Source organism: Burkholderia sp. 572, from assembly GCF_040545135.1.
Lineage (GTDB): Bacteria > Pseudomonadota > Gammaproteobacteria > Burkholderiales > Burkholderiaceae > Burkholderia > Burkholderia cepacia.
Genome location: NZ_JBEPLH010000007.1, coordinates 13,869 through 26,431 on the forward strand (window position 1 = coordinate 13,869; position 12,563 = coordinate 26,431).

Consider the following 12,563-nt stretch of genomic DNA (forward strand, 5'->3'; position numbering starts at 1 on the left):
ATGGCTGACGCCCCCGACAACCTGCTCGGCGCGTACCTGCGGGACCGCCGCGAGAAACTCGACCCCGCCGCGCTCGGGCTGCCGGCCACGCGGCGCCGCACGCCGGGCCTGCGGCGCGAGGAAGTCGCGCAGCGCGCGCATGTGAGTGCCGCGTGGTACACGTGGCTCGAACAGGGGCGCGGCGGCGCGCCGTCGGCCGACGTGCTCGACCGGCTCGCCCGCGCGCTGCTGCTGAACGACGCCGAACGCGAGCACCTGTTCCTGATCGGTGTCGGACATCCGCCCGAGGTGCGCTATCACGCGACCGACCACGTGTCGCCGCGCGTGCAGCACGTGCTCGATTCGCTCGATGCGAGCCCCGCGATCGTGCGCTCGGCGACGTGGGACGTCGTCGCGTGGAACAACGCGGCGGCCGCGACGCTGACCGACTACGCGACGCTATCGCCGGAACGGCGCAACATCCTGCGGCTCATCTTCGTCGATCCGCACGTGCGCGGCGTGCAAGCGAATTGGGCACGCGTCGCGCAGTTCGCGGTGGGCGCGTTTCGCGCCGACGTCGCGCGCGGCGGCGCGACGCAGGCCGTGCAGGCATTCGTGGACGAGATGCGCGCGACGAGCGCCGAGTTCGACGCGCTGTGGCGCGACCACGATATCCGCTCGCACGAGGAGGGGACCAAGGAGATCCACCATCCTGCCGTCGGGCGAATCGCGCTCGAATACTCGGCGTTCGCCGTGAGCGGCCGGCCCGACCAGACGCTCGTGATCTTTACGCCGGAGACGGCGGACGATCGCGCGCGCATTCGGGCGCTTGTCGCGGCCCGCGAGAAATACGAAATTTAGCGATCCGCGTAACAATCGCCCTCTTCAACAAACGACGAATCTCCTTGATTGTGCGACGCGCCGTCACTATCGGCGCGTCGATTGTCAGCCTCGGGGCTGCGATCCCGGGTTCTGACGGGCAACACCTCCAACGCCAAAGCCAACGCCAAAGCCAATCGAGCCTCGATGACCGACGGCAAGCCCACTCCGCCTGGCCATCGCATTCCGCACTGATTCCCAGTCGAATATTTAATTTTCACCTGGCGTAGCGCGCGCTTACCCTTTCGGCATCGCATCACAGGGCCAACGGCCCCTCCCTGGAGCATCCCGATGTCCGACCCCGGCACCGCGCAAGCTGTCCGCCGCCCGCATGCGGCTTCCGTGTCCTATGGCGCGCTCGCGCTGCTGGTGCTGGCCGGCCTCAACCTGCGTCCGTTCCTGACCGCGTTCGGCCCCGTGCTCGACGTCGTGCGCGCCGACACCGGCCTCGGCTTTCGCGCGGCCGCGCTGCTGACCACGCTGCCGTTCGTGCTGATGGGTATCGTCGCCGGAGTCGGTGTCGGGCTCGCGCGACGCGTCGGCGAGCAGCGTGCGCTGACCGTCGCGCTGGCGCTGATCGCGGCAGGCTGCACGGCGCGCCTGTGGACGGACGGCAGCGCCGGCCTGATCGCGACCGCCATCGTCGCGGGCGCCGGCGTCGCCGTGATCCAGGCGCTCGTGCCCGGCCTCGCGAAGCGCTGGTTCGCCGGCCGGCTGCCGCTCGCGATGGGCCTCTATTCGGCCGCGCTGGTGGGCGGCGGCGCCTTCGGCGCGGTCGCGAGCCCGTGGCTCGCCGCGCACGGCGGCTGGCATCTCGCGCTCGCCGTGTGGGCCGTGCCCGCGCTCGTCACGCTCGCGCTGTGGCGCGCGAAGGCACCGCGCGACGCCGTGCACACGACGGCCGCGACAGCGCCGCTCACCGCGTTCGCCCGCATTCCGCGCGCGTGGCAGCTCGCGCTGTTCTTCGGGCTCAGCAACAGCGGCTACGCCAGCCTCGTCGCATGGCTGCCCGCGTTCTACCGCAGCATCGGCATGAGCCCGCAAGCGAGCGGCAACCTGCTCGCGTGGATGGCGCTGTTCCAGGCAACCGGCGCGCTCGCGATGCCGCTGCTCGCCAAAGGTTCGCCCGACCGCCGCGCCGTGCTGTGGCTCACGCTCGCGCTGCAGGCGGCCGGCTTCGCCGGGTTCGCGACGCTGCCGGCGTTCGCGCCGTGGTTCTGGGTCGCATGCGTCGGCCTCGGTCTCGGCGGTTTCTTCTCGATGAGCCTGATCGTCACGCTCGACCACCTGCCCGATGCGCGGCTCGCGGGCGCGCTCGCCGCGTTCGTGCAGGGCATCGGCTTCCTGACCGTCGCGGCGAGCCCCTGGCTGATCGGCTGGCTGCGCGACGCGGGCGGCGGCTTCGCGACCGCCTGGTGGATGCATCTCGGCGTGATCGTCGCGATGGCCGCGCTGAACGCCGCGTTCTCGCCCGCCGGCTACCGGCACAGCATGGCGCGCCTCACCGGCGCCGCCCGCTAAAGCCCCCTTTCGAATCCGGACGCTTCGCCGGCCGCTTCCGGCAAAGCGTCCAGCCGCCCGCGCGTGGCCGGGCGCGGGCAGTCACGCCTGTCGGCCGCCAGTTCGCTTCACCACATACAACATCGACCGGTATTGGAGACAATCATGAAAAAGCTCGTTCTCGCCATTGCGCTCGCGCTGACGGCAGGCGCCGCCGCCGCGAAGGACCCGGCAGTCCTGCGCCTCGGCGTCGACCCCAGTTATGCGCCGTTCGAATCGCTCGCGCCCGACGGCAAGCTCGTCGGTTTCGACATCGATCTCGGCAATGCGATCTGCGAACGGATGAAGGTGCGCTGCGTGTGGGTCGAGAACGCGTTCGACGGGATGATCCCGGCGCTGAAGGCGCGCAAGTTCGACGGCGTGCTGTCGTCGATGAGCGTGACCGAGAAGCGCCTCGCGCAGATCGCATTCACCGACAAGATCAACAACGTTCCGCCCCGGCTCGTCGCGCGGCGCGGCTCGAACCTGCAGCCGACGCCCGAATCGCTGCGGGGCAAGAGCGTCGGCGTCGAGCAGGGTTCGACGCAGGAGACTTACGCGCGCACGTACTGGGAGCCGAAGGGCGTGATCGTCCGCACGTACCAGACGCAGGATCTCGTCTACCAGGACCTGCTGTCGGGACGGCTCGATGCATCGCTGCAATCGTCGGTGCAGGCCGACCTCGGTTTCCTGAAAACCGCGAAGGGCGCGAACTTCGAATTCGCGGGGCCGCCGCTGCACGACCCGAAGACGCTCGGCGTGGGTTCCGCGATCGGCGTGCGCAAGGATGACGACGCGCTGCGTATGCAGATCAACCAGGCACTCGCGAGCCTGATCCAGGACGGGACGTACCAGCGGATCGCGAAGAAGTATTTCTCGTTCGATATCTACAACTGACGGACGCGTAGCGGACAACACGAAGAGGCGTCACGCATGAATGCGCACGCCTCTTCTTCGTTAACCGAACGATATCGACTACGCCGCTCGCTGCAACAAATCCGTCGCGAAAGACCTCGCATGCTCGACGGCTTCCTGCGCGTCGCCGAACACACCGAGCTGATCCCAGTGTTCCTCGGCCGCATACGTCCCCTTCACGGCAAGCGCCCGCTGAACGCTCAGCTGCGCTGCGTACTTGCCATCCTCAAGCGGTCGAGCCGTCGCCACCACCTTGTGCGGCGGGCTCGCGCGCTCCGGCTGAATCAGTTCGACAGCACCGCCGGCCGTGTCGACGTACATCAACTCGTTCCTGGCTTTGCAGTCCGGGCAGTAGAAGCACCAGCCCGCGTCCTCCTGACGGGGCCTGACCTGCCCGCGAGCGAGCACGGCGCGGCATTCAACGTTTTCGCAGATGAACGGCATGGCAGTCTCCGAGGTTGTTTGCGGAAAATCCTAGCATGTCCGCCGAAGGTCAACCACCGTCTTCGTCATCGACATGGCCACGGAGCATGTGACGCGGATCGCCGAGACGGTCAGGCTCCCCCCAACCTTTCACACGCCGTACACGCGGGTCGACCGGATGCGCGCGAGCCCGACGTCACCCGGGCTAAACTGTCTGCCCGACCAACGAACCGAGCCATCCTTCATGTTGATCCGCGTTGCAACCCTGTCCGATGCCATCCCGCTTGCCGAATTGAAGCGCGACACGTTCCGCGAAACCTTTCTTCAGGACGGGTTCGGCATCGACTACCCGCCGAACGACCTGGCTGCGTACGAGGCTCGAACCTACTCGGTAGAAACGATCACGGACCAGCTCAACGATCCCGAATGCCGCACATGGGTCGCTGAAAGCGACGACGGCACGCTGGTGGGCTATGCGCACGCGGGGCCGTGCAAGCTCCCGCACCCGGACGTCGCAGAAGGTTCGGGCGAGATCCATCAGATCTACCTTCGGCGGGGTACGCAAGGAACCGGCGCCGGGCGCGCCCTGTTCGACTCCGCGCTGGACTATCTGGCAACGGAACGGCCCGGCCCGGTATGGCTGGGCGTGTGGTCCGGCAACGCGAAGGCGATTGCCTTCTATGAGAAGGCAGGGTTCACGCGTGTCGGTACGTACGATTTCAAGGTCGGGGAATCGACCGATCTGGAATTCATCTATCGGCGCTGAGGCGGTGGATCGAGACGCGGTGCGATTGACGCGCCTTCAGTAACCGCGCGGATAAGGCGCCGGCGTCATTCGCGGATCGTCGATAGGCATGTCGACATTCAGCAAGGACAGAAGCTGCCGATCAAGGCAATGCTGCGGAAAGAAGTGATTGAAATAGGAAACGTCCTCGCGTCGGTCCGCCCTCTGGAACATCGCTTCGATCGGCCCCCAGTAGTATTGCCAGGACAACCTGTCCATCTCGCGTTGTCGATCGCCCGGAAGTGCATCGATCGCAATCGTGCGCAGCCCGTCATGCGTGAATTGATAGACACGCCAGAGCCGGTCGCTCAGGAAATTCGGCGCACTCGGCGAAAACGCGACATAGTCCGCACCGGCTTCGTCCCGATACCCCGCAATGCGGGTGAATGCCTGAAAGGACGGAATGCCGGCCATGCTGTCCGGATCGCGTAATTCGAGCTGGTAGAAATAGAACAGCGTCTCCGTGGCTTCGTCGTACCGGATCACCAGTTTGTTGCCGGGATGGTGATACCACCCGGTTGCCGGATCCACGAATCCGCCCTGACTGTCCGGCTGCAGCCCCGGCTTACCACCCAGGATGCATCGAACATCGTCGATCAGCGCATCACCCCAGTCGGCATAGAATCGGCTCAACTGTGTCCTGCCAATCGATACAGAAGCATAGATACCTACCGGCTCCATGGGTTTGCTCCGTCAGGGTTGCTCCGATTCATCACCGCGCATGTTACAACCGGCCCCGGCTCGGGCGTGCCGGCGCGTTGTAATCAATCGAACGGTATCCGGAGTTTGCGACGTAACCGGAACGAGAAATGGGCAGGCGCACGTGTGTAAAACGATTCGACCTTTGCGTCGACTCAGGCAGCACCACTCCGGGATGCTTTCATTTCCGGCGCATCACTTGCGTTACGATTCACGTCATCGTCAACTCCGCGGAAGCACATGAAGACTCGTGCTATTGCGCCGAGCGCAGCACTCGTTGCGCTTTTCGCCAGCGCAACCGTACCGCTCGCCGCCAGCGCAGCGCCTGCCCAGGCACCCGGCGCGCCCAGCTACGACACCTACAAGTCATGGCTGGTCGCCTGCGACAACGGTTTGACCTGCGAGGCGAAGGGTCTCGCGAACGGTGGCGAGACCGGCGCAGACTTGCGCTTCATTCGCTCAGCCGGGCCGAACGGCGCGCTCACGGTACGGCTGAGCGTCGCCACCAACACCAGCATCAATCTCGATGACCTGCGCGTCGACGACGCGCCGCTGCGGCTGGACGACTCGGCCTGGAGCGAGAAATTCGACGACGGGATAGCGACTTTGTCGACCACGCGACCGGCAGCCGTGGCGGCCTTCGTCTCACGGCTTCGCAACGGCACGAAGCTTCAGTTCGGCGAGGATGCAGACGCTTATGTTCCGCTCGATGGCATGGTCGCCGCGCTGCTGCGTATCGATGACCGGCAAGGGCGCATCGGGGGAACTACCGCGTTGATCCGCAAGGGGCCTGCCCCTGCGTCGCAGGTCACACCTGCTCCGTCACTGCCCGTCGTACCGAAGCGGAAGATCACGTCGCAGTTGTCCGATCAAGAAGAAGAACACCTGATCGCGCGCGTGAAACGAATCCGGGATGCCAGCAGTTGCGAGGAGAATGCGTCGCGCTATCTCCATGAAGCAGCGTATGCACTCGACAAGCACAACGCGCTCGTGTTTCTTCCATGCATCATGGGCGCCTACCAGGGTTCGTCGGATGTGTTCATCGCCCCGCGTATCGGCGGCGGAAAACCGGAGCCCGTCAAGCTGCCGATTCCTGAAGGGGGCTTTTCAGACCCTTCATTGGTCGAACCGGACTTCGACCCGGCTACCGGCACGCTGTCCACCTTCGGCAAGGGACGCGGGCTGGCCGATTGCGGCTTTCAGGCCAGCTGGATCTGGGACGGCCATGCGTTCCGGATGTCGACTGTGTCGCAGCAGAAAACGTGTGGCGGCGTTCAAGGAGGCGACTGGCCGACGCTCTATCGGTCGCGAACGAAGTAGGCCAACGATCGCTCTCGATGGCGCAGGTTCCATGCGGTCGTTATTTCAACCACACTGGAGTCGGCCAACCCGGGCATCGCCAACGATTCGGCGGCGTTGCCGAACGAACAGGCCGGCCACGCCGGCCCGCCACCGCACGACAACGCCCACCTGCCCGCTCAATAGCGGCTGCGCCCCCACAGCGTCTTCGGCTCCTCGAGCAAATGACGCAACCCGCTGCGCTCGATCGTGATTGCCGCGACTTCGTTCACCCGTTCGAGCACCGCGTTCTCGTCGACCGACAACACGCGCCGATCCTCCATCAGCACCCGTCCGCCCACCATCGTCATGCACACGTCGGCCGCGTTCGCGAAGCAGGTCACGCGATACACGGGCATGTTCATCGGCATCATGTGCGGCCGGAACAGGTCGACGAGGATGAGGTCCGCGAGCTTGCCGGCTTCGAGCGAACCGGCCTCGTGCTCGATCGACAGCGCCTTCGCCGCGTCGATCGTCACCATCTCCAGCACCTTGCCGTGCGGCAGCACGTCCGGGTCGCGGAAATGCCGGCGGTGGTAATGCATGCACTGCCACATGTGACGGAACATGTCATAGCCGCGATCGGGCGCCGCACCGTCCGACGCGATCGCCACCGTCACGCCCGCATCGATCAGCTCGGGCACCGGGCAGCGCCCGATGATCGACATGATCGCGCTCGGGTTGTGGACGATCGCGGTGCCCGTCTCGACGCACGCCGCGATGTCGTCGTCGGTCAGGTCGATGCTGTGCGACATGAACGACGTCGGGCCGAGCAAGCCGAGCTCGCGATGCGCGAACGCGAGCGTGCCCGCGCGGTGGCCGTCCTGCGTGAACGTCAGCCCGCGCTCGCGTGCGAGCGCGCCGTAGCGTGCGGCCTGGTCGCGAAAGTCGTGCTCGTACCGCGCAAGCTCGGGATCGTGTTCGGGCCCGTACACGGGCAGCGTGAGCGCGATGCGGATCCGGCCGTCGGCATCGCCGTGGCATTCGTCGACGATGCGCTCGCATACGTCGAACATCGTGTCGAAACCGATGTCGCGCGTGTCGCTGCCCTCCGGCGTGTGGCGCGTATAGGCACGCGGCGCGGGCGGCCGCGACGGGCCGACCGCGACGATCGAGCGCGTACCGGTGCGCACGACCGCGTCGCAATGGCGCCGCGCGTAGACCGGATCGTCGACGCGCATGATCGAATTGCCGCCGCCGAGCAGCGACACGCCGGTCGTCACGCCGGCCTTCAGGCGTTCGAGCGCGGCGAGATGCGATTCGGCTTCCCAGAACGCCTCGTCGGACGCGCGCGTGTAGATCGTCTCGGCCGCGGCCGACCACGCATCGCCGTCCGCGCCGCCGATCGTGCGCAGCATCGCGTGGCCCGCGTGCGCATGCGCATCGATCAGGCCCGGCAGCACGGCCTTGCGGCGCGCATCGATCGTGCGCGCGGCACGGTAACGCGCCTGCAGTTCATCGGTGCCGCCCACGGCGACGATGCGCTCGCCCTTGACCGCGACCGCGCCGTTCTCGATCACGCGCCGCTGCGGGTCCATCGTAATCACGCAGCCGTTCGCGATCAGCGTATCGATCGCTTCGCGGTCGTCCTCTCGCATGCCCTCTCGCTTGCCCTCGTTAATCATTGTTCAGTGTCCTGTTGTGGTTCGATTGGCCTTGCTGCCATCCAGTGGCCGAGAGTGGCCGAGCGGCCGGGCCGCCGGGCAAAACCCCGGCGGCCCGGCGACGGCGTCATGCACGAAAAACCGTCACGCCGAACCGACCGGCGCGGCGACCCGCGCCTTCAGCTTGCGCTGCACCGCGCTGATCACGACGAACACCACCGCGTTCACCGCGAGCGCGACGAGCCCCGGGTTGATCGACGTCAGCGTGTTCGATGCGCCCGGGAACAGCGACGCGAGCGTCACGCCATAGTAGTTCGTCATCGCGATCACGATCGCGCCGGCGACGATGCCCGCGAACGCGCCTTCGCGCGTGCCGAACGGCCGCTTCAGGAAGCTCGAGGCGAGCATCGGCACGAGCTGCGTGAGCAGGCTCGACGAGAAGATCGCGAGCGTGACGAAGGTCGCGCCGCCGCGCAGCACGAAGTAGACGACCACCAGCGTGAAGATCGGCAGCGCGATGCGCGCGACGCGCGTCACCTCGCGGTCGGTCGCGTTCGGCGCGAAGCCTTCGCGGTAGATGTTGCGCGCGATCGTCGTCGATGCGTTCAGCATGATCAGCGACCCCGGCACCAGTGCGGTGAGCAGCCCCGTGCCGCCGACGATGCCGACGAACCACGCAGGGAACGTCTGCTTCACGAGCCGCAGCAAAGCGAGATCGGTCTGCGCGCCTTCGAGTCCGTGCACGGTCATCACGGCCGCGAAGCCGACGAGGAACAGGAACGCGATCAGCACCTGGTACAGCGGCATCAGGATCACGTTGCGGCGCAGCGCGCGCTCGTCCTTCGCGACGTAGATCGCGGTGAAGCCGTGCGGATACAGGTAGTAGCCGAGCGACGTGAGCAGGATCGTCGAGTTGTACCAGCTCAGGTTGAAGCCGTGCTCCGGCATGCGCAGCAGTTCGGGATGCGCGGCGTCGATCTTCGCGAACATCTCGCCGAGCCCGCCGTAGTAGTGCATCGGCAGGTACAGGCCGAGGAAGATCGCGATCGCGAGGATCAGAACGTCCTTGAAGATCGCGATGCTCGCCGAGCCGTGGATGCCCGACACGACCATGTACACGGCCATCAGCGTCGCGGCGATCCAGATCGCGGCCGCCTGCGGAATCAGCCCGTACGACATCTCCGACACGATCACGCCGAGCCCGCGCAACTGGATCATCAGCAGCGACACCATCGCGAACACTGCGACGATCGACACCAGCACGCCGATCGCGCGGCTGTCGTACTTCGACGCGAAGTAGTCGGCGAACGACACGAGCCCGCGCGCCTTCGCGTAACGCCAGATCGCCGGCAACATCCAGTAGCCGATCACGAACGCGAGGCAGCCGTATGACAGGATGTAGAACGCGGGCACGCCCTTGCTGTAGGTCCAGCCGCTCGCGCCGAGGAACGAGAACGTCGAGAACGCCTCGCCGGCCATCAGCAGGAACGTGAGCAGCGAGCCGAAGCCGCGCCCGCCGACCGCCCACTGCTCGAGCGTGAGCTTGCGGCCGCGGCGCGCCATCACGCCGATGGCGAGCGCGAACACGGCGAACGCCGCGATGATGACGATCGACGCGTTCATCGCGCGTCTCCCGAACGGCCGGCGCGGGCCGCGTCGCGCGCGTCTCGCTCATCGCGCTCGTCGAGATGGAACAGGATCGCGAGAATCGCGGCCGTGGCCGCCATCCAGACCAGGTTCCAGACGAGCAGGAACGGCAGCCCGAACAGCAGCGGACGCGCCTCGGCAAGCGAGCCGCCCGCATACATCCCGACGAACGGCAACGCCGCCAGCAACAGTTTCAGTTTCATGAGTGCCTCCTCCGGAAGACGCGCGTGTGCGTCAGAACATCAGAACTTCTGGCGGATGCCGACCACCACCGCCACCTGCGACGTCGTCGTCGACGCGCTGTCGGTGCCGTCGATCCATGCCTGGCCGACACCCGACGACGCCTTCTGGTAGAAGCCGTTCACGTACACGTCGGTGCGCTTGGACAGCAGGTACTGCACGCCGGCCGATACCTGGTGGTAATGGCCGCTTTCGCCGGCACGCGCGACCTGTGTATAGGTGTAGCCGGCCGCCGCCATCAGCGCGGGCGTGACCATGTAGCGCAGGCTGCCTTCGTAGTTGTTGAAACGCAGCGCGCCGCCCGTCGCCTGGCCGAAGTTCGAGCCCGTATACAGCAGGCCGAGCGTTGCCGGCCCGATCGCGTAGCTGCCGCCCGCCCCCCAGATCTGCTGGCGGATCGCGCTCCCGAGGCGCGCACCGAACACCGATGCCGACGCCGGATAGTAGTTATCCGAAGCAACTGCGCCGCTCGCGCTGACCGCCGGATGGTTCACGCGCGCATACGCGGCGCCCGCGTTGAGCGGCCCGTTCACGTACGTGACGCCCGCGCTCCAGCTGTTGTCGTTCGCGAAGCCGGTCGAGTTCGAGAAGCCGTACACGAGGTTCGCCTGCAGGCCCGCGATCGTCGGCGACACGTACTTCACCGCGTTGTTGAGACGGAACGTGTTGTTGATGTCGTCGTTGTCGAACGGGTGCGTCGAGTACTGCGCAAGGAAGCTGCTCATCTGCAGCGAACCGAGGATATCCTGCGTCGAGTTGTACTGGCGGCCGAGCGTCACCGCGCCCCAGTTCGCGCCGCTCAGGCCGACCCACGCCGAACGCCCGAACATCCGGCCGCCCTGCCCGAGCGCGCCGTTCGCGACGTTGAAGCCGTTCTCGAGGCGGAAGTTCACCTTCAGGCCGCCGCCGAGATCCTCGGAGCCGATCAAGCCCCAGCGCGGCCCCGATTCGTTGCCGCCCGTGAACTGCCACAGCGAATGGCCCTTCGCGTTGTTCGTGTAGGTCACGCCCGCGTCGACGATCCCGTACAACGTCACCGTCGACTGCGCGTGCGCGGCGCCGACGAGCAGCATTGCGATCGCGGCGCCCGTCGCCACCCCCGTCTTCCCACCCTTCATTCGCACCATCTCCGTCATCTCCTCTCCAAACCTGCTCATCGATGTTGTGTTTTGTTGGTCCTGCCCATGCATCCCGACCGGGTTGTATAGACAGTCGCTGGATGGTATCCAGCCGCAATCACATCAAGAAATGAAATGTTCAACTGGCCGGCAGTTGAAAATCGAATGAGAGGCGATGGAGGGGAAATGAGCGGGGGTCGCGCGACCCCGCAAGGGAAACGAAAGCACGCAGGCCCGCTGGACGCGGTACGTTTTGATCGGACGTGAATGGCTTGCGTAAGCAAGCTGACGAAACGGCGACGCGCGAGGCGGCTATACGGTTTTCCCTGATAGCCCGTGCATCGGCCGCCGCAACGCGGCATCGAACGGATTGGTACGTGGCCCGATCGCGTCGGCCTGGCGCCGCAGCAGTTCGACGACCATCGGCATCCGGTCGTCACCGAGGCGTGACGCGAGCGTGCCGACGCTCAACGCGCCGACCGGATAGCCAGTGCGATCGAGGATCGGCACCGCGACACCGGCCATCCCGTCGAGCACGCCGCTGTTGCGGCCCGCGTAGCCGAGCTGCCGCACGCGTTCGATCTCGGTACGCAGGTACACCTCGTCGAGCACACCGTAGCCGCGAATGCGCGGCACGTTGAAGCGGATCACTTCCTCGCGTTCGGCTTCCGGCAGGAACGCGAGGATCGCAAGGCTGCCTTGTCCGACACCGAGCGCGATGCGGCCGCCGATGTCACCGGTAAACGAACGGATCGGAAACGGCCCTTCGCACAGGTCGAGACACACGGCGTCGAAGCCGCTCTTCACCAGCAGGAAGATGGTCTCGCCGAGGCTTGCGCACAGCCTCAGCAGCGCGGGACGGCACAACGTGCGCATGCTGCTCGGGTTGCCGGCCTGCGCGGCGAGCGCGAAGAAATCGACACTCAGGCGGTACAGCTTCGACTGCTCGTCCTGTTCGACCATCCCTTCCGCGATCAGCGATTGCAGGATCCGGTGCGCGGTGCCCTGCGTGAGGCCGACGGCCTTTGCCAGATGCGTGACGCGCACGCCGTCCTGCTGCATGCCGGCCAGCGCGCGCAGGATCGCGAACGCGCGCTGCAGCATGCCGGTGCCCGGTGCGCCGGCCGCATCGACGGCGTCCTCGTCCGGGCGCGGCGCGCGTGCGACCGGCGACGTTCCGGTCGAATGGGATTCCTGCATGCCGGCTCTCCTCGATGATTTCATTGAACGGAATACGGTAGCCGCCATTGTCGTCCCGCCGAAATTCCACGGGCATCCGGGTGTGCACGGGATTGACGCGTGCATTTCGCGGCTCGACCACGCCTCATTCAACGGAACGATCCGCCCGCGATTTCACCAACCGTTCCGGTCAATGGAATTTTTCCGAAATTCCTCCCG

At 66.3% G+C, this 12,563-nt stretch carries 12 protein-coding genes; 5 read left to right on the top strand and 7 right to left on the bottom strand.

The annotated features are described in order from the left end of the window. The 3 genes from ABIC51_RS14715 to ABIC51_RS14725 all read left to right on the top strand — a co-directional run bounded on the left by ABIC51_RS14715 (position 1) and on the right by ABIC51_RS14725 (position 3,294). The gene (locus tag ABIC51_RS14715) at positions 1–840 is read left to right on the top strand and encodes a helix-turn-helix transcriptional regulator (protein ID WP_027790862.1); all 840 of its coding nucleotides are present in this window, start codon (positions 1–3) and stop codon (positions 838–840) included. Positions 841–1,149: 309 nt separating this feature from the next. Then, positions 1,150–2,379: a cyanate transporter gene (locus ABIC51_RS14720; protein ID WP_175899398.1), complete on the top strand. Its 1,230-nt coding sequence runs from the start codon at positions 1,150–1,152 to the stop codon at positions 2,377–2,379. A gap of 144 nt (positions 2,380–2,523) precedes the next feature. Next, positions 2,524–3,294, top strand: a complete 771-nt coding sequence (locus ABIC51_RS14725; RefSeq protein WP_175899396.1) for an ABC transporter substrate-binding protein — start codon at positions 2,524–2,526, stop codon at positions 3,292–3,294. 78 nt (positions 3,295–3,372) lie between these two features. Here the strand turns inward: ABIC51_RS14725 and ABIC51_RS14730 are convergent, their stop codons facing one another. Then, positions 3,373–3,756: a hypothetical protein gene (locus ABIC51_RS14730; protein ID WP_027790859.1), complete on the bottom strand. Its 384-nt coding sequence runs from the start codon at positions 3,754–3,756 to the stop codon at positions 3,373–3,375. A 223-nt stretch (positions 3,757–3,979) separates the two neighbouring features. On the opposite strand from ABIC51_RS14730, the gene ABIC51_RS14735 reads away from it, so the two are divergent. After that, positions 3,980–4,501 (top strand): GNAT family N-acetyltransferase, encoded by a 522-nt coding sequence (locus tag ABIC51_RS14735; RefSeq protein WP_027790858.1) that lies wholly within the window; start codon positions 3,980–3,982, stop codon positions 4,499–4,501. 36 nt (positions 4,502–4,537) lie between these two features. Here ABIC51_RS14735 and ABIC51_RS14740 read toward each other — a convergent pair whose 3' ends face one another. Beyond that, the gene (locus ABIC51_RS14740) at positions 4,538–5,200 is read right to left on the bottom strand and encodes a hypothetical protein (protein ID WP_138143386.1); all 663 of its coding nucleotides are present in this window, start codon (positions 5,198–5,200) and stop codon (positions 4,538–4,540) included. Positions 5,201–5,458: 258 nt separating this feature from the next. Between ABIC51_RS14740 and ABIC51_RS14745 the strand changes: the two genes are divergently transcribed. Next, a complete protein-coding gene (locus ABIC51_RS14745; RefSeq protein ID WP_027790856.1) occupies positions 5,459–6,538 on the top strand; it encodes a DUF1176 domain-containing protein in 1,080 nt (359 codons plus the stop codon). A gap of 158 nt (positions 6,539–6,696) precedes the next feature. Here ABIC51_RS14745 and ABIC51_RS14750 read toward each other — a convergent pair whose 3' ends face one another. The 5 genes from ABIC51_RS14750 to ABIC51_RS14770 form a co-directional block, all read right to left on the bottom strand. After that, positions 6,697–8,154: an amidohydrolase family protein gene (locus tag ABIC51_RS14750; protein ID WP_027790855.1), complete on the bottom strand. Its 1,458-nt coding sequence runs from the start codon at positions 8,152–8,154 to the stop codon at positions 6,697–6,699. A 150-nt stretch (positions 8,155–8,304) separates the two neighbouring features. Next, positions 8,305–9,783, bottom strand: a complete 1,479-nt coding sequence (locus ABIC51_RS14755) for a sodium:solute symporter family protein (protein ID WP_146252516.1) — start codon at positions 9,781–9,783, stop codon at positions 8,305–8,307. After that, positions 9,780–10,010, bottom strand: coding sequence for a DUF3311 domain-containing protein (locus ABIC51_RS14760; protein WP_027790853.1), 231 nt, complete (start codon positions 10,008–10,010; stop codon positions 9,780–9,782). Before ABIC51_RS14760 ends, ABIC51_RS14755 begins: the two co-directional genes overlap by 4 nt. Before the next feature lie 39 nt (positions 10,011–10,049). Next, positions 10,050–11,174, bottom strand: coding sequence for a porin (locus tag ABIC51_RS14765; RefSeq protein WP_175862834.1), 1,125 nt, complete (start codon positions 11,172–11,174; stop codon positions 10,050–10,052). 303 nt (positions 11,175–11,477) lie between these two features. Continuing rightward, the gene (locus tag ABIC51_RS14770; RefSeq protein WP_027790851.1) at positions 11,478–12,365 is read right to left on the bottom strand and encodes an IclR family transcriptional regulator; all 888 of its coding nucleotides are present in this window, start codon (positions 12,363–12,365) and stop codon (positions 11,478–11,480) included. Positions 12,366–12,563 lie beyond the last annotated feature (198 nt).

What these genes read in the sequence shown, in the direction of transcription:
- ABIC51_RS14715 (WP_027790862.1), top strand. Translation starts at nt 1, where the DNA reads ATGGCTGACGCCCCCGACAACCTGCTCGGCGCGTACCTGCGGGACCGC.
- ABIC51_RS14720 (WP_175899398.1), top strand. Translation starts at nt 1,150, where the DNA reads ATGTCCGACCCCGGCACCGCGCAAGCTGTCCGCCGCCCGCATGCGGCT.
- ABIC51_RS14725 (WP_175899396.1), top strand. Translation starts at nt 2,524, where the DNA reads ATGAAAAAGCTCGTTCTCGCCATTGCGCTCGCGCTGACGGCAGGCGCC.
- ABIC51_RS14730 (WP_027790859.1), bottom strand. Translation starts at nt 3,756, where the DNA reads ATGCCGTTCATCTGCGAAAACGTTGAATGCCGCGCCGTGCTCGCTCGC.
- ABIC51_RS14735 (WP_027790858.1), top strand. Translation starts at nt 3,980, where the DNA reads ATGTTGATCCGCGTTGCAACCCTGTCCGATGCCATCCCGCTTGCCGAA.
- ABIC51_RS14740 (WP_138143386.1), bottom strand. Translation starts at nt 5,200, where the DNA reads ATGGAGCCGGTAGGTATCTATGCTTCTGTATCGATTGGCAGGACACAG.
- ABIC51_RS14745 (WP_027790856.1), top strand. Translation starts at nt 5,459, where the DNA reads ATGAAGACTCGTGCTATTGCGCCGAGCGCAGCACTCGTTGCGCTTTTC.
- ABIC51_RS14750 (WP_027790855.1), bottom strand. Translation starts at nt 8,154, where the DNA reads ATGCGAGAGGACGACCGCGAAGCGATCGATACGCTGATCGCGAACGGC.
- ABIC51_RS14755 (WP_146252516.1), bottom strand. Translation starts at nt 9,783, where the DNA reads ATGAACGCGTCGATCGTCATCATCGCGGCGTTCGCCGTGTTCGCGCTC.
- ABIC51_RS14760 (WP_027790853.1), bottom strand. Translation starts at nt 10,010, where the DNA reads ATGAAACTGAAACTGTTGCTGGCGGCGTTGCCGTTCGTCGGGATGTAT.
- ABIC51_RS14765 (WP_175862834.1), bottom strand. Translation starts at nt 11,174, where the DNA reads ATGGTGCGAATGAAGGGTGGGAAGACGGGGGTGGCGACGGGCGCCGCG.
- ABIC51_RS14770 (WP_027790851.1), bottom strand. Translation starts at nt 12,365, where the DNA reads ATGCAGGAATCCCATTCGACCGGAACGTCGCCGGTCGCACGCGCGCCG.